The organism is Myroides sp. C15-4, assembly GCF_050522745.1.
GTDB lineage: Bacteria > Bacteroidota > Bacteroidia > Flavobacteriales > Flavobacteriaceae > Flavobacterium.
This window is the reverse complement of sequence record NZ_JBMVQX010000012.1, coordinates 45,037-61,317: the sequence shown is the minus strand read 5'-3', so window position 1 is coordinate 61,317 and position 16,281 is coordinate 45,037. Positions and strand designations below refer to the sequence as shown.

General features: G+C 38.1%; 16 protein-coding genes. 8 read left to right on the top strand and 8 right to left on the bottom strand.

The genetic code is table 11. The annotated features are described in order from the left end of the window. Nucleotides 1–31 precede the first annotated feature (31 nt). Nucleotides 32–802, top strand: coding sequence for a nitrilase family protein (locus tag ACPDHL_RS07670; protein ID WP_430532189.1), 771 nt, complete (start codon nucleotides 32–34; stop codon nucleotides 800–802). 82 nt (nucleotides 803–884) lie between these two features. Here the strand turns inward: ACPDHL_RS07670 and ACPDHL_RS07665 are convergent, their stop codons facing one another. Beyond that, nucleotides 885–1,304, bottom strand: a complete 420-nt coding sequence (locus ACPDHL_RS07665) for a lipocalin family protein (protein WP_430532188.1) — start codon at nucleotides 1,302–1,304, stop codon at nucleotides 885–887. Between the two features lie 374 nt (nucleotides 1,305–1,678). Here ACPDHL_RS07665 and ACPDHL_RS07660 point away from each other — a divergent pair, with 374 nt between their 5' ends. After that, nucleotides 1,679–4,216 (top strand): DUF2339 domain-containing protein, encoded by a 2,538-nt coding sequence (locus ACPDHL_RS07660; RefSeq protein WP_430532187.1) that lies wholly within the window; start codon nucleotides 1,679–1,681, stop codon nucleotides 4,214–4,216. A gap of 32 nt (nucleotides 4,217–4,248) precedes the next feature. Then, on the top strand, nucleotides 4,249–5,484 hold the full coding sequence (locus ACPDHL_RS07655) for a hypothetical protein (protein WP_430532186.1): 1,236 nt from the start codon (nucleotides 4,249–4,251) through the stop codon (nucleotides 5,482–5,484). A gap of 19 nt (nucleotides 5,485–5,503) precedes the next feature. Here ACPDHL_RS07655 and ACPDHL_RS07650 read toward each other — a convergent pair whose 3' ends face one another. Both ACPDHL_RS07650 and ACPDHL_RS07645 read right to left on the bottom strand, forming a co-directional pair. Beyond that, nucleotides 5,504–7,015 (bottom strand): Ig-like domain-containing protein, encoded by a 1,512-nt coding sequence (locus tag ACPDHL_RS07650; RefSeq protein WP_430532185.1) that lies wholly within the window; start codon nucleotides 7,013–7,015, stop codon nucleotides 5,504–5,506. A gap of 167 nt (nucleotides 7,016–7,182) precedes the next feature. Further along, nucleotides 7,183–7,863: a ComF family protein gene (locus ACPDHL_RS07645; RefSeq protein ID WP_430532184.1), complete on the bottom strand. Its 681-nt coding sequence runs from the start codon at nucleotides 7,861–7,863 to the stop codon at nucleotides 7,183–7,185. A gap of 99 nt (nucleotides 7,864–7,962) precedes the next feature. Here ACPDHL_RS07645 and ACPDHL_RS07640 point away from each other — a divergent pair, with 99 nt between their 5' ends. The 4 genes from ACPDHL_RS07640 to ACPDHL_RS07625 all read left to right on the top strand — a co-directional run bounded on the left by ACPDHL_RS07640 (nucleotide 7,963) and on the right by ACPDHL_RS07625 (nucleotide 10,701). Then, complete coding sequence (locus ACPDHL_RS07640; protein WP_430532183.1) at nucleotides 7,963–8,154, top strand: hypothetical protein; 192 nt, start codon at nucleotides 7,963–7,965, stop codon at nucleotides 8,152–8,154. 4 nt (nucleotides 8,155–8,158) lie between these two features. Further along, complete coding sequence (locus tag ACPDHL_RS07635; RefSeq protein WP_430532182.1) at nucleotides 8,159–8,533, top strand: YchJ family protein; 375 nt, start codon at nucleotides 8,159–8,161, stop codon at nucleotides 8,531–8,533. Between the two features lie 69 nt (nucleotides 8,534–8,602). Beyond that, nucleotides 8,603–10,009 (top strand): aspartate ammonia-lyase, encoded by a 1,407-nt coding sequence (locus tag ACPDHL_RS07630; protein WP_430532181.1) that lies wholly within the window; start codon nucleotides 8,603–8,605, stop codon nucleotides 10,007–10,009. A 59-nt stretch (nucleotides 10,010–10,068) separates the two neighbouring features. Next, nucleotides 10,069–10,701 carry an NAD(P)H-binding protein gene (locus ACPDHL_RS07625; RefSeq protein WP_430532180.1) on the top strand — a complete coding sequence of 211 codons (633 nt, stop codon included), beginning with the start codon at nucleotides 10,069–10,071 and terminating at the stop codon, nucleotides 10,699–10,701. A gap of 53 nt (nucleotides 10,702–10,754) precedes the next feature. On the opposite strand, the gene ACPDHL_RS07620 is transcribed toward ACPDHL_RS07625, so the two are convergent. The 5 genes from ACPDHL_RS07620 to ACPDHL_RS07600 all read right to left on the bottom strand — a co-directional run bounded on the left by ACPDHL_RS07620 (nucleotide 10,755) and on the right by ACPDHL_RS07600 (nucleotide 15,407). Then, on the bottom strand, nucleotides 10,755–11,330 hold the full coding sequence (locus ACPDHL_RS07620) for a YceI family protein (RefSeq protein ID WP_430532179.1): 576 nt from the start codon (nucleotides 11,328–11,330) through the stop codon (nucleotides 10,755–10,757). A 152-nt stretch (nucleotides 11,331–11,482) separates the two neighbouring features. Beyond that, nucleotides 11,483–12,352: a hypothetical protein gene (locus tag ACPDHL_RS07615; RefSeq protein WP_430532178.1), complete on the bottom strand. Its 870-nt coding sequence runs from the start codon at nucleotides 12,350–12,352 to the stop codon at nucleotides 11,483–11,485. A 268-nt stretch (nucleotides 12,353–12,620) separates the two neighbouring features. Then, nucleotides 12,621–14,165: a glycine--tRNA ligase gene (locus tag ACPDHL_RS07610; RefSeq protein ID WP_430532177.1), complete on the bottom strand. Its 1,545-nt coding sequence runs from the start codon at nucleotides 14,163–14,165 to the stop codon at nucleotides 12,621–12,623. A 106-nt stretch (nucleotides 14,166–14,271) separates the two neighbouring features. Beyond that, a complete protein-coding gene (gene bla / locus ACPDHL_RS07605) occupies nucleotides 14,272–14,997 on the bottom strand; it encodes an MUS/TUS/MOC family subclass B1 metallo-beta-lactamase (RefSeq protein WP_430532176.1) in 726 nt (241 codons plus the stop codon). A gap of 212 nt (nucleotides 14,998–15,209) precedes the next feature. Beyond that, complete coding sequence (locus tag ACPDHL_RS07600; RefSeq protein WP_430532175.1) at nucleotides 15,210–15,407, bottom strand: hypothetical protein; 198 nt, start codon at nucleotides 15,405–15,407, stop codon at nucleotides 15,210–15,212. A 450-nt stretch (nucleotides 15,408–15,857) separates the two neighbouring features. Between ACPDHL_RS07600 and ACPDHL_RS07595 the strand changes: the two genes are divergently transcribed. After that, on the top strand, nucleotides 15,858–16,265 hold the full coding sequence (locus tag ACPDHL_RS07595; protein ID WP_430532174.1) for a hypothetical protein: 408 nt from the start codon (nucleotides 15,858–15,860) through the stop codon (nucleotides 16,263–16,265). The last annotated feature ends 16 nt before the right edge of the window (nucleotides 16,266–16,281 follow it).

Below are 16,281 nucleotides of genomic sequence, written 5' to 3'. Positions count from 1 at the left end.
TTGTACTTTTGAAGGTACTTAAAACTCGCGTATGAAATTAGCACTAATTCAGGCCCCTTTGGTTTGGGAGGATGTCGAACAAAATACCGCCTATTTTAAAAATAAGTTGAATCATATCGAAGCAGGAACGGACTTGGTAGTTCTTCCTGAGATGTTCACCTCAGGCTTTACGATGAATCCTGAGCGCGTTTTTATGACAATGGAAGATACATTTATCCAAGAACTGCAAACGTGCTGTAAAACGCATCATTTTGCGTTAACAGGGAGTGTGGTGATTAAGGAAGACAACCAATTTTTCAATCGCCTGTTTTTTATTCTTCCTACGGGAGAGTTTCAAACCTATGACAAGCGCCATTTATTTTCACTTGCAGGAGAGGAGAAAGTTTATGCACCAGGTATGGATCGATTGATTATTGAATACAACGGATGGAAAATCTGCCCGTTGGTATGCTATGATTTGCGTTTTCCTGCTTTTGCCCGCAATGTTGGCGAAGCCTATGATCTATTGCTTTATGTTGCTAGCTGGCCTGATCAGCGCATCTATGCTTGGGATACGCTTTTAAAAGCGCGTGCCATTGAAAATATGAGCTATGTGATTGGAGTTAATCGCTGTGGAGAAGATCAAAACGACAACCAATATACAGGACATTCACAAGCCATTGATTATATGGGGCAGTATTTAATCGATCCTCTTGAAGGAGAAGTGATTCGCTATGTTGTTTTAGATAAAGCTGCACAAGACAAAGCGAGAAACCGATTTGCCTTTTTGAAAGATGCTGATGCAATTGAAATTAAAAACTAAGATGTTCCACTAGAAGTGACGTCGTTTTCAACATAAAAAGCTACTCCGCGGAGTAGCTTTTCTTATTTCAATTCCCATGTTTTTACTGTTTTGTGAAGGTATCTTTTGAGTCGCCTTGTAGAAGGTGTAAGGTCGTGTTATCCACTACTTCAAATTTGTAGGATACCGTGTCAAGACTTGATGTGCCGTTTCCAATACTCTCTTGTTCCAAGAACAATTGATCGCCTTCTACCCACCAGGTATTGGTTTTAAGCGTAGCCATATTAATAGAAGCCGCTGTTCCGTCCTCTTTTAATTCGAAACCTTGTACTTCTTTGTCATTAATGGGGTTGGGTTGCGTCCAAGAAGCAACTAAGGCTTTCGTGTCTGTGGCTTGAGGAGCTGTAGCCTCTACTACTTCCGTTGTTGTTTCTTCTGTTACAGGTGCTTCTTTGATCTCTTTGCAAGAAGCAAAAGTGATAGCCACAAATGCAGTAGCTACAATCATTTTTGTTGTGTTCATCGTAGACTAAATTTTAATTTTCACAGCTCAAATGTAGAACAGGAATAGGTGGGAAAATTATTTTAACAGTATTTTAACTCAGTATATAACGATCAGTACTATAGGGTGTTGGTTGGTTTTCTTTACTGTTGCAATCCTTTTTAAGCTAACTATTTTGCTTTTGGGTTTTAACGATTCGCAAGATGGGCTATAAACGCAGGGGTGTTGGGAGATTGCGTTCTATTTGCACAAAAAAATGTAAAAAAATACCTAGATTCACTAGCATTAGGGAGTAAAAACGGTTGTTTTTTTAGTTAATTTTGGTAATTAGTCCAAGAGGATTCACTTAACTGACCTAGTTTGGGAATTGTTCTTGTACATTAAAGCGTAAGCCTATGGAGTTTCTATCTTTTATCCTGCTAGTTGTAGCAGTTGTGTTGCTTATAAGAGTAACAACTAAATTTGATAAGGTCAACACAGAACTTGAACGATCGAATCGAATGGTCCACGGTTTACGTGAAACGCTAGAGCATTTAAAAGTAGATCTCGCTAGGCTCAAAGGAAATCAGCAAGACGAAAAACCAGCAGCTATCGCTACAGAAGAAGAGAAATCCGCTGTCGTTTCACCGCCAATTGAGGTTGATCCTGTTGAAACTCTTATTTCTCCACTGGCAGAAGAAGTGGTTGTTCCAGAGCCCTTGCAAATCATCACTAAACCTGAAGAGGAACAAAAATCAACTGCAATGCCTCCGCCTATACCTGATTTTGCTAGCCAAATGCAGCCTGCTGATTCAGAAGAAGGCGTTAATCCTAGGGCGAATTACGTGTCAAAAGAACCGCAAGATAGCAAGTTGGTCAAAGCGATAAAAGAATTAAACTGGCTCAATGCTATTGGAGTAATTACCTTGGTCTTAGGGATTGGTTTTTTTGTAAAATATGCGATCGATCAAGATTGGATCAATGAAATAGGGCGCGTGGCTCTTGGTGTTGTCGTTGGCGGTATCGTTGCGGGAATTGCTCATAAACTTAGTGCAAAATACCACGTCTTTTCTTCTGTTCTCATGGGGGGAAGTTTGGCTATTTTTTATACGACCATTACGCTCGCTTTTCGAGAATATGAGATATTTAATCAAACCACAACCTTTATTATTTTAATTGTAATTACGATACTGGCTGTTGGTTTATCCCTTGCATATAAGAGACAAGAACTCGCTATTTTTGCCTTTATTGGGGGGATGTTAGCACCTCTTTTAATTAGTACAGGCAATGGAAATCACGTGGTGTTGTTCTCGTATATCTTTTTGCTTAATACAGGAGTTCTTATTGTGGCTGTCCGCCAGAAATGGCTGCTTGTGGATAAGTTTAGCTATGTATTGACCTATTTGTACCTGTTTTCTTGGATCATACTCAAAGTCAATACAGCCCTTCAGTTTAGCGCTATATTTTTCATCAGCTTGTTCTTTGTGCAATTCATGGTTTTGTTAGTCTTGCGCTATATCAAGACTACTGCAGAAAAATCAAATGTCGGACAGTTGTTGTACATCACTGTGGTTAACTTTACCACCTTGATCTGTTTCTTTATGGTGCAAGCAAATAGTGCAGGTACCAATTATTTAGGGGTTATTATTATTGGAATGGCCCTCGTTAATGCACTATTCATTGTGCTTACAATGCGAACTAAAACAACAGCAGTTGACAAAAATTTTATTTATACCCTCTTAGCAATTACCATCGGATTGGTATCTTTAGCAATCCCAGTACAGTTGAGTAAGGTGTATATTACCATTGTATGGGCCGTAGAGATGAGTGTCTTATTCTGGATCTGGACGCGAACCAAAGCGAATCTATTCCGAATTGGATCAATTATTCTCAGCGTGCTTACCCTTTTATCCTACTTGATGGATCTTCGTGATTTTACACCAAACTTGGTGTATAACCTTGAAGAAGATAAAAACGTGTTACTAGATGTATTGCCTATTATAATCAATCAATATACGGTAACCGGTATAGTTATGCTCTTATCCTTTTTCTTCATCTATACGGTTGCTGCCAAAAAACCAATACAGGAAGAAGAAACGATTGGCTTAAAAGGGATCCAACAACCAACAAGTGGTGAAATACACAAAGTACTTGCTATTCTTTTACTTGTCATAGCATATGGGATCGGGTTTTTGGAAATTTCCTATCAGGTCGCCACTCGTATTGAGTATCCCCATCGAGCTGTAACTGATGGACTATACAAATTTTTGAGCTTAGTTGTATACACCCTCGTGTTTGCTACCGTTTATGTTACCTTATACAAAAAACAAATGACCAAGCTGTTTTACTCCATTGCGCTCGTTGTATCAGGTTTATTGTTGTTGCTATTTACCATTGCAGTTGTTGCTTTGCGAAAAGATATTTTCTACTATGGCGAATATAATTCAGGCTATTTTAGCTTACACTTGCTGGGCATTGGCGCTTTTATCTATTTCTACTTTAGACTTTACCGTCAAATTTACCTGCTTAAAGATCAATCGTATAAATGGGTACATGCGCTTTTATTCGGCTCTTTAGTATTGCTATCTTCTGTAGAACTTGATAATCTCGTGATTTGGATCAGGAGTACAGAAGAAACGTATAAAGCGATATTGGGCGATGTGCATGCCTATGGGTATCCAATTCTGTGGGGATTAATGGCTATGTTGCTGATGATTGTTGGTATCAACAAAGAGAAAGCAGAGTTGAGAAAATTATCGCTTATCAGTTTTGGTATTATTGTATTGAAGTTCTATTTATACGATGTTTGGCGTATGAACCAAGGGGGAAAGATCGCTTCATTTGTTGTGCTGGGTATTATTCTTTTAGTTGTATCTTTCCTTTTAGAGCGCATTAAATTGTTGCTAAAAGACAAAGAAAATAAAGAGGATAAGGATTTGAACACACCAGCATAAGGTATTTTAAATTGAGATCAAAAGAATTACACATGACAAAGAGAGAGACGATTGCGTTATTCTTGATGGGAAGTACTTGTTTTCTAAGTGTGCCATCGGGATATGCGCAAGAGAAAATCTATAAGGCAGATCTGGCTCCTGTACAAGAAAGTGGATATTATAACATTGAATTGGATCATCGATTAGTCGGTAATGCAAAGCCAAAGGGAACGAATCTTCGTATTGTTCAGCAAGAGCAAGGCAATCGCATGGAGGTTCCCTATTTTATCAGAGCGGTACAGCCAACAGCGAATGAAACGAAGATTGTTGATCATCCTGTACTAGATAGCGTTGAGCGAGATAGCATCAATCGCTTTGTCATTCACAATCCCGAAAAAAAGAAAATAACGGATTTCTATATTACAATAAATAAAGCCGATGTTGCGCTAAGTGCTTCGGTGAAAGGAAGTAACGATAAGCAAGAGTGGTTTATTGTCAAACAAAAAACACCGATTTATACCTATGCTTCGTCCGAACGAGAGGAAGAAACGTTGTTTGTATCCCTTCCCGAAGGGCGTTATTTATACTATGAGATGGAGTTGATAAACAATCAAACAACACCACTAAAAGTAAATAAGGTTAGTACAATTGTGGGGACAAAGACCTATGGACAGTTTAGCCCAACGCAGTTGCGCTATGACAAGAGTACCCTTGGTGCGAAGGACAAGAAAACAACAGTATCCTTTGTTGCGCAAGATTTGAGCTATATACTCAATAAAATTGTCTTTGAGATCGCCGCACCTCGTGATTATTACCGCAAGGCAGTCTTGCGAGATTCAATTACAAAAGTAGCCGTGCCTTTTACGCTGTCATCTAAACAGCGCAATGAATGGGTTCTCGATGATGTGTTGGTTCGCAATCCTTATATTGAGATTGATAATGGCAGTAATATTCCACTGGACATTATATCCGTTCAAACGTATTCTTTAACGCGATTTGCTACGGCATATCTCGATGCACATACCCATTATACAGTAGAAGTCAATACTTCAACGAAAGACGTTCCCCAGTACGATATTGAATATTTCAAGAATGAAATTCCCGCACTATTGCCTACTGTTAAAACACATGACTTTGACGTTCAGGTTCTCCTAGATGATCTAAAGGAACAAAGGGCAAAGGAGGCTAAGGCAAAACAGATGAATACTATGCTGTGGGCAGTACTTGTTGTTGTAGGCCTGTTGGTTTCTTTTATCTGTTATCGAGCGTTTAAGAAATTAGAGAAATAAAAAGGGGGCTAGCGGTGCGTTATTCCGCTAGACTCATGTCCTGATTGATATCCCAATTGGCGCGTAAATCGATGGCTTCTTTGGAGTAAAAGGTTTCTTCAGGTTGGCGTTTATCCCAATAATATCCCGTATCCCATTGACCATTTTTATTGTCATCGTAAATCACGCGAACAAAGTACTTGCGTGGTGGGAGTAAATCAAACACAATGGTCTGAGGCTCTTGGATCACTTGTGTGAAGTACACTTTCTCCTGCTCATCGATCAGGTCTACAATAATAGGGTAGCGTTTAACGTCACTTAAATTCAGATTTAAGTTCCCATAATCACTGTGTTTATTTGTCTTTAACGTATATTGAAGGGAATCGTTACCTTGTCCAAAAAAATCGGTTATCGCCTCAGGCATCAGTTGAATATTGTATAATTCCTCTTGCAGTTTTTCGAAGAGCAAAACTATTTTTTGCTCCGCTGCAATTTCTTGAACCTCAAAAGAAACAGGAAGGGAGTCTTTATTGATGATGTTGATTAGACTTTTGTTCACCTGACCAAGCGGTGTTGTCATTTTTAAGGCGAAATTCTCCTTAAAGTCAATGATACTGTTTTTAGCACTGATTTTTAAGGTGTCAATCTCTTTCATTTTTGCACGAGGACGCACCGTAAAAGTTTCAGCGTAATCCTCGTTAGTTACCGTAAAATGCAAGGAATCTGCCACAACTTTTGGAAACCAAACTTGAAGGGTGTCTTTGCCTTCCAAAGGCGTGTATACACTGCGAATTAAACTGTCATTTTTAGACACCTTTACTTGTGTCCCTTTACTATTGCCGATATAAGGAAGATACCATTTGTTCTCTGAAAGTTGAGCAGGTCGTTTAGCAACAAATGCCTCCTCAGATTTAAAAAGCACCAAATTGTATTTGTCCTCTGTTGGAATGACAATAGAATCTTGAATAAAGGCAATTTTATCCTGTTCCGGATTAAATTTATAATTGTTGGTCTTTTGCTTCAATCCCACTAAATAATACGTGCCTGCCTTAATATTTTCAATCGAGAAGGTAGTAAGAGAATCTAAGGTATTGGTGATATATAGCGGTTTTTCTTTGTAAACTGTTGAGTCTTTGAATGTTTTGGCATCATAAAGCATAATATTGACAAAATTGTCCGTTTTCAGTTGATGAGCGGATTGTATTGTTCCCTCTAGTTTTAAGGAATCGATATAGGTTCCCGTAGAGAATATATACTTAAATTGAGGTAATACATTACCTTCATTATTGTCAATAATAGCGTCTCCAAAGTTGAAACTATAGGTGGTATTTGGGAGCAAAGTATCTCTAAGCTGGATGGTTAATTCCTTTTTAGGTCCTCCCATCGGTTGAATTTCAGGATTGTTTTTCAACGGTGGAGAAACAATCAAATTCTGGGTGATGTTTTTCAATTTGATGAATTCATCAAATTCGATTTTGATCACTTCTTTATCAAAGTTGATGGAATAATTTTCAGGATAACTCTTTAATACAACGGGAGGTAAGGTATCCATAGGACCCCCTGATATAAAACCTCTCTTAGCACAATTGGAAAAACAAGTTACACATAAAATGAGTAAACAAGTAAAAAAATATAGACGAAACTTAGACATAGTTTTGTTTTGAAAAGACAAAGTAACAATTATATTTTTTACTTAGAAAATATCAACCCGTAAAAACTTTATTTTGTGTATGCTAAACACAAAATACTCACCTTGCACCCAGGTATTTGAAGCAATAATTTGGCGCAGGTCTCCAATGTACTTCCCGTGGTTAAAATATCGTCTAATAAAAGCAAGTGTTTTCCAATAAAAGAAGAAGAATCGCCAAGGTAAAAGGTTGTGATTTTTGTCTTGATGCGCTCTTGAAAGGTTTTGGTTGTTTGAGACGGGGTATGTGTTATTTTGGTAAGCAAGGTTCTATTTACGGGAATTCCAAAATAATAAGCGAGCGCATCAGCAAATCCATCGACTTGATTGTAGCCTCGTTGGCGTTGTTTTCTCTTGTGCATGGGCACGGGAATGAGATAGTCAACAGTATCCAAATGAGCCGTTTCTGCAAGGAGTTCGGCATACATTCTTCCCAAGGTATAGCTAATTTTAGGCTGGTTGTTGTATTTCAATTGATGGAGTAAACGCGATACAATTCCTTCTTTGGTATAGTACAACATACAGCTAGCATGGTTGATTTTTACTTTGCCATAAAATTTATTGAGTGCTTCGTTTGGAGTATGGCAATGCTGATCCGTAAAGGGCAGGAACGTACGACAGCTAACACAAAGTAGGTCTTCCTGTTGCAAAAGTAAAGTGGAACAACCACAACAGTAGTGTGGTAAAAAGAGATGGAGTACGTCTTGTAACATGGGCGAGAAGGTGTTTCTCGAAAATAACACAAATAAAAAGCCAGTTTAAATCAACACAACCAATATCTTTGTATAGTATATGAAATTAGAAGAAAGAGTATGGAGAAAGCAATACTTGAATTGATGCAGCTGATAGAGCAGGGAAAACACGACATTGCTCAAGCATTTGCCGTTGAAATTACCAAACAATTACAGCGTATGATAGATGTTGAAACCAAGGACGACGCTTTGGTTCGTTTGGCCAAGATGCAAAAAATTGTGGAGGATCTCCAAGAAAAAATAAAACAGTAAGAAGATGATGTGTCCTTGTGGAAGTGAACATACACTCGAAGCGTGTTGCTTGCCCTTGTTAAAAGGCCAACAACAACCAATCTCCGCAGAAGCGCTAATGCGTTCTCGTTATACAGCTTATGTCTTGGCTAATGCAAACTACTTAATTGATACAACACATCCGCGTACGCGCCATCTGTACAGTAAAAAGTCAATCTTACAATGGGCAAAGGAAAATCAATGGTTGGGATTAAAAATAAAAGAAGCAACGGCTACAACTGTGACGTTTCGCGCGTCTTTTAGAGATCAGTCGGGCGTGGAACACCAGCATGATGAACATTCTACTTTCGAGCTTTTAGGAGGAAAATTATACTATGTAGCTGGTACTTTTGAAGAATAGGATTTTTTGTATTAAATACAACGTAGAATCTATTACATATAAGGAATCGAAAAAGAATAAAAAAAAGAGATGAAAAAAACTAGAATTGAAAGCGATTTAATTGGGGAAATTGAGGTTCCTCTTGACGCCTATTACGGCGTACAAACGCAACGTGCGATTGAAAACTTCGCTATTTCTCAACAGAAATTAGCAAATTACCCCGCTTTTATTAGAGGTTTAGCGCTAGTAAAATGGGCTGCAGCGAAAACAAATTTTGAACTCAATCTATTAGAAAAATCCATTTATCAAGCTATTGAAACGGCGTGTAAAGAATTAGTAGCAGGGCAATTTCACAGTGATTTTCCTATAGATATGATTCAAGGTGGAGCGGGAACATCGACCAATATGAATGCCAATGAGGTTATTGCCAATCGTGCTTTAGAGCTTTTAGGACACGAAAAAGGGGACTACCAATATTGTTCACCGAATGATCATGTAAACCTTTCACAATCGACTAATGATGCCTATCCTACTGCATTTAAAGTTGCATTATTTGAAATGAATCAAGTAGTTGTGGCAAGTCTAACTCGTTTAGTTGTTGCATTAAAAGAAAAAGAAGCACAGTTTAAAGAGGTGCTTAAAATGGGACGTACCCAATTACAAGATGCTGTTCCCATGACGTTAGGTCAAGAATTTGGAGCTTTTGCCTTTACTTTAGAACGAGAAATTGGTAAGTTAGAGGAGGCAAGCCATTCATTTTTGGAAATCAATATGGGGGCAACAGCTATTGGAACGGGATTAAATGCCGTTCCTGGTTATGCAGCACTTTGCGCAGAAAATTTGGGTGCGCTTATGCAACAGCCTGTTATTTCAGCAGCTAACCTCATTGAGGCAACTTCAGATACCAGTGGATTAGTGGCGTATTCTAATGCGCTAAAAAAAGTGGCTATCAAGGTGTCCAAAATGTGTAACGACTTACGCCTGTTGTCTTCTGGTCCTCGTACGGGATTGGCAGAAATTCAATTGCCTGCCATGCAACCTGGATCTTCTATTATGCCAGGGAAAGTTAATCCCGTGATTCCAGAAGTAGTCAATCAAGTTTGTTTCAAGGTAATCGGAAACGATATGACTATTACCATGGCTTCTGAGGCAGCTCAATTGCAATTAAACGTGATGGAACCTGTATTGGTACACAGCTTAATGGAATCCATACAATGGATGAGTCAAGCCATGGATACCCTAACAACAAAGTGCATTACTGGGATTCAAGCCAATGCAACCCATACGAAGGAACAAGTGTTGCACAGTATTGGAATCGTAACGGCATTGAACCCTTATATTGGTTATAAAGCAAGTACAAAAATAGCGAAAGAAGCACTTGAAACAGGTAAAGGAGTCTATGAATTAATTCTCGCTCATCAACTGATGACTCAAGAACAACTAGATGAATTATTGGATCCAAAACACATGCTTGCACCGCATTCAGTGAACAAATAAGAAGAGAATCGACTAAAAAAAGAAAGTAGTCGCATTATTTTTTTTTGTAAATTACTTTTATGAGAGCTGTAATTATTGGGGCTACTGGAGCCGTTGGAAAAGTATTAGTGCGTCAACTGCTGTGTGATGATCGCTATCATTTTGTCGAAATATTCGTACGAAGCTCTTGGGATATCCAACATCCCAAGCTGATTTGCCATGTTGTAGATTTTGAAAAGATGAATGAGTGGCATCACTTGATCGAAGGAGATGTTGCATTCAGCTGTCTGGGAACCACCAAAAAACAAGCGGGAAGTAAAGAAAATCAGTGGCATATTGACTATGACTATGTCGTACAATTTGCTAAATACTGTAAAGCAAAATCAGTACAGACGTTTGTTTTAGTCTCTTCTATGGGAGCTAATTACCACAGCAAAGTGTTTTATCTCTACCTTAAAGGTCGCATTGAACAAGCGATTGCGCAATTGCATTTTAATCGAACGATTATCATTCGCCCAAGTTCACTCATTCGCCCTAATTCCGATCGCAAAGGAGAAGAATGGGGAGTAAAGACCTTGAATTTTCTCAATCGACTAGGGTTATTTACATCGTATAAGCCCGTTCCTGTATCCAAAGTAGCAGATCGGATTCGCGAGGCTGCCGTACAGCATGTTGCATATAATCTAGTTGTGATTGACAATGAAGAAATATAAAAAAAGGCTTGCTACTAGCGCAAGCCTTTTTCATTTGAAGGTATTATAAAGGATTAGTTAGCCTTACTAAATTCTAAGTTTACCGTAATATCAACATTTTTTCCAATGGCTTGACCTGTTGGGTCATAAGCTACCTCGTAGTCAAAGCGATCGATCGTTGTTTTGGCTTGAAAACCTAGTTTTGTATTCCCATTTCCATCATCTGCCAATAAACCACCATAAGTCAATTGAAAGGTTACCAGTTTGGTAATATTTTTGATTGTTAAGTTTCCTACTAATTCGTATTTATCTTTGCCTGTTTTTTTGATTGACTTGCTTTCAAATTTCATTGTAGCATATTTTGCTGTATCAAAAAAGTCAGCTGATTTTAAGTGATTGTCACGCATTTCTACACTGGTGTTGATACTGTTTAAATCAACTGTAAAATTGAATGTACCTTTTGTTAAATCCTCTGGGTTGCCTACAAAAGTACCTTCGTATTTGTCAAAGCGACCATCCACAAAGGAGATGCCTAAGTGTTTAACCGAAAAGTTTAAAAAGGAGTGCATAGGATCGACATTCCATTTTGTTTGTGCAAATGAAGTAACTGAAAATAAGGCAGCTACAACGAATAAAACTATTTTTTTCATATGGTTTATATTTTGTGATTATCAATGATACAAAAATACGGTTCTGTTGCAGGATATGTGCTTAACCTACATTAAGAAAAGACCTGGTGTTAGGGATAAATCCAGATAAAGAAGTAAAAGCAGGACGAGTCCTGCTTTTACCAGTAATCGGTTTATTTGAAATTTGCAGCAATTTTAAGCAAAGCACCAGGATTACTTACTCCTTTTTCGACATCCATTATTTTGATGCCATCATGATCAGTAGTACCTGTGCTCAGAGGTAATTGTTGGGGTATTTTTGGCGTTTCTCCAAATAGCGTTTGATAGAGGACGATGCTGTTTACAAATACAGCATCATTCAACATATGATGGGAACTATCCGTAAAGCGCAATTGATCCTTTCCCTCAACAACGGCAATGTAGCCTTCTTTCCCTTGATAGGCAGCACCCAATACAGCGGAGAAATTCAAATATCCAGTATTGGGTACGGATTGAGCCACCATTACGCCATTTTCCTGTAAGATCGGTTGGTACTCTTTATAATCGGACCCATTGTATTCAAAAGGAGCAGTTAGCCCGTAAATATACGTAGCGACCTCTGGACTGTTTTTAGTCGCTAAATCATGTATGGTTTTTACGTTTGCTTTGTAATCCTCTAAATCTTGGATTGCTACAGGCGTTGATTCTTGTAGGATGATGAAATCAAAATAGTTGCCATCAGCATCAGTGGCACTGAAGATTTTATCCGCTTCTTTTTTGTTGGAAGCGAGAATGCGATCAAGGCTTACGCCCATTTCGACTAGTTTCTTTACCTCAAGCGGTTTGCTGTTTTCTTTGGCTAAGGCTTCGAGAACTTGGGGAAAACTAGCGAAGTATTCGGTATGACTATTGCCTACAAAGAGTACGCGAAGCGTTCCTTCGGCTGTGGGTGGCGTTGGTTTAGCGACCAACGCTGTTGCCGTTTGGTCAGCATCTTTTGTTTTGTCTCCACATGAGCCTAAAGCTAGGGAAGCAAATAAGGCGAATAATACAATTTTTTTCATAGTCAATTTTTAAATATGTTAATTATTATAAATTTATTAAATTAAAACATTTAAAAAGTCTTTTTATTTTAATTTTTATTTGTTTTTTAAACGTATGGACTAGAAGTAATGAATTGGAAGCGATTAATCGCACCCATTGCTCCTTTATCTCACTGAGTTTACCTTTGTTTTGGTGTTTGATGAATCTATCTCCCTATTCAAGCCGTAGGCTAACAAAAAAAGGAGGGTGTCCTTTTGGGACACCCTCTCGTTATTATTAGCTAAATTTTTAGATCATTTTCTTTAACCAGTTTTTCATGGAGACTTCTTCATTGATGAGGTTGCGAAGATCAGCAATTGCCACGCGATCTTGTTTCATCGTATCGCGGTGACGGATGGTTACTGTTTTGTCTTCTAATGTTTGGTGATCCACAGTAATACAGAATGGAGTTCCCAAAGCATCAGCACGACGGTAACGACGTCCTACCGCATCTTTTTCATCATATGCCACATTGAAATCCCATTTCAAATCTTCAATAATTGCTTGCGCAATTTCTGGTAAACCATCTTTTTTTACCAATGGGAAAATAGCCGCTTTTGTTGGTGCTAATACAGCTGGTAATTTTAATACCGTTCTCGTTGTTCCGTCTTCTAGTGTTTCTTCTTGTAGAGATTTAGAGAAAACAGATAAGAACATACGATCCAATCCTACCGATGTTTCTACTACATAAGGAACATAAGATGAGTTGGTTTCGTTGTCGAAAAACTGCAACTTCTTACCAGAGAATTGTTCATGTGCTTTTAAATCGAAATCTGTACGCGAGTGAATTCCTTCTAATTCTTTAAATCCGAATGGGAAGTTGAATTCGATATCGGTAGCTGCATTAGCGTAGTGCGCTAATTTTTCGTGGTCGTGGTAACGGTAATTTTCCGCTCCCATTCCCAAGGATAAATGCCATTTTAGACGGGTATCTTTCCAATACTCGTAGTATTTCATTTCTTCACCTGGTTTCACGAAGAACTGCATTTCCATCTGTTCAAATTCGCGCATACGGAAGATAAATTGACGCGCAACAATCTCGTTACGGAATGCTTTTCCTGTTTGTGCAATACCAAAAGGAATCTTCATACGTCCTGTTTTCTGAACGTTTAAGAAGTTAACGAAAATACCTTGTGCTGTTTCTGGACGCAAATAAAGATCCATCGCTGTATCCGCAGAAGCCCCTAATTTAGTACCAAACATCAAGTTAAATTGACGTACTTCCGTCCAGTTTTTAGAACCTGTATCTGGGTCAGCAATTTCTAACTCTTCGATTAGCGCTTTTACATCAGCTAAATCTCCTGTATCTAATCCGTGAGCCATACGCGCTAAGATTTCTTTTTTCTTTGCGTAATACTCTACAACACGTGGATTGGTAGCGATAAACTGTTCTTCATCAAAAGACTCACCAAAGCGTTTTTTCGCTTTTTCAATCTCTTTTAATGCTTTTTGGTGTAATTTTTCACAGTAGTCTTCAATTAAAACGTCTGCTCTATATCTTTTTTTACTGTCTTTATTGTCAATTAAAGGGTCATTGAATGCATCAACGTGACCTGAAGCCTTCCAAGTGGTTGGATGCATAAAGATTGAGGCATCAATTCCTACAATATTTTCGTGCATTTGTACCATGGATTTCCACCAGTACTCTCTAATATTTCTCTTTAACTCTACACCGTTTTGAGCATAGTCATATACTGCACTCAAACCATCGTATATTTCGCTTGATGGAAAAATATATCCATACTCCTTTGCGTGCGAAATAACATTCTTAAAAATATCATCTTGTTTTGCCATACTGCAAAAGTAATAAAAGACTTTAAGATTAAAAACTTCAACACAAGCTATTTGCTGTTAATAATCTTAAGCTTATTGGTTTATAGTAGAATTGTTACTTGTTTTTTTATTTTAGTGCATGGTAAGCGGATAAAATGCGTTCCGTATTCTCTATATGCCCTTCTTGATTCCAGTTATCATGGCCTGGAATTACTGTTTTTGCTTGTTTAAATTTGTTTTTAACGGCTTCAATTGTTGCGAGCCAAGCGTCGGTATTTCCATCTCCAATGAAACCAATGTCTGTGGCCTCCGCGCTTTTAATTAAGCAACCGCCATATAAAACTTTTTCCTTCGGAAACCACACTACTGTATTATCCTTGCTGTGTCCTTCTCCTAAAAAGTAAACAACGATTTCTTCTTTACCAAAAGTGAAATGCTTTTCCTTTCCGAAAGTGAATTCTGCCCGAGGCTCATTTCTTGATTTGAGAATCTCATTCGTTAGAGCATACGTATAAGTCTCTGCTCCTGCTTTTCTGAAATAGTCCAATCCGCCAGATCGATCTGCGTGAAAGTGTGTGGTAATGACCCATTTCACTTCCTTATTGTGCTGCTTTTTGATGTGTTCTACCAAAGGATCATTCTGTTCTTTGTCCCAGGGTGTGTCCACGAGAATCGCTCCTTCATCAGTCAAAATATACAAAGCATTAGATGAATATTCTATACCATTATACATTTGATAGGTAACGTAAACATAGATGTTGTCCTGTAGCTTTTCAACCTTTAATTTGTCGGATTGTGCATAGGTCAAGGAGGTAAAAGCAAGTAAAATGATGCTGTTAATGAATTTGTACATGGGATGGATTGAATTAGTAATGAGTAGATGACATCAAAGACAATGAAAAATGGCGATTGGCCTCGTGTACTATTTTAATTGTGCAAAAATAAAAAAAGGGTTTATATGTTACCCTATCATTTATTCCTTTTTATAGCCATCAAATCGATTATTTGTTGTTTTTTACTCGTCCAAGTATAAACCGATCGCGCGGATTTAATCCGTGCGTTGGATTAAAATATGTATTTAAATCCACGCCAGCGGATTGGGTTTTGTTCGGGTTTTGTTCGGGTTTTGTTCGGTAAATGGGGGGTAATCCCCCGTAAATACGCATGTTTACCGAAGAAGACCCAAACAAAACTAAAACCAAACAAGATAAATGACTGAATAACAGCTGTTTGTGTTGTTTGTATAGGAACAAATAAAGCCATTTGAGCTTTTTTTTGCCATATAAGGAAAGGGGATATTGCAGGTTAATTTCGACTGATGTAGGTTTGTAGTTTATTCATGTAGCTTGTGAATAGCACAGAACGATGGTAAAAAAATAGTAAACAGTTAACAAGGTAAATTATGGCAGAAATTAAAAGAGGAATTTTAGGTGGCCTAAGCGGGAAGGTAGGTACAGGAGTAGGTGTAAACCCGATCGTGCGGATTTGAATCCGTGCGTTAGATTTATTCTAATTCTTTTATAAAAGAGATGATAAATTATATTCATCATCGGATTTGTATGTTACCCTATCATTTATTTTTTTTTATAGTCATCAACGCGATTATTTGTTGTTTTTACTCGTCCAAGTATAAACCGATTGCTGTGTGGATGAATTTACTTTCACAGGTGGTGATTTAGCTTTACTTTTGGATTTGTTTTTAGAAAGAATCCTATGTACACACGAGTTAAAAAGGCGGTATTGTTTATTGTTGGTGTTTTTTTGCTGACGGGATGTGTTGATCTTTGGGAACGAGAACCAGATTGTAAGGTATCGACTAAAGTAAGTCAGAAGAAATTAACCTTCCCCAATGTAGGAGGACAGCAATACGTAGAGGTTACGCCTAAGCCTTTTTACCTTATCCAAAAGATTGAGGTAGGGAAAGTAGGCGAGCATGGCTATACCTATGAGGAACGTCCTGTGAATAGTTATAATACGGAACACTATACGGTGCGGAAAATAGAGGATGGGCGTTTGCTTGTCCAAACGAATCGCTATTACGGTGATAAGCCTTATGAATTTTCAATTGAAGTAAAAGGAGGAGATTGTTCCAAAACGATTTACTGCACGATAAAACCATAAAAAAAGTCCAGCCTAG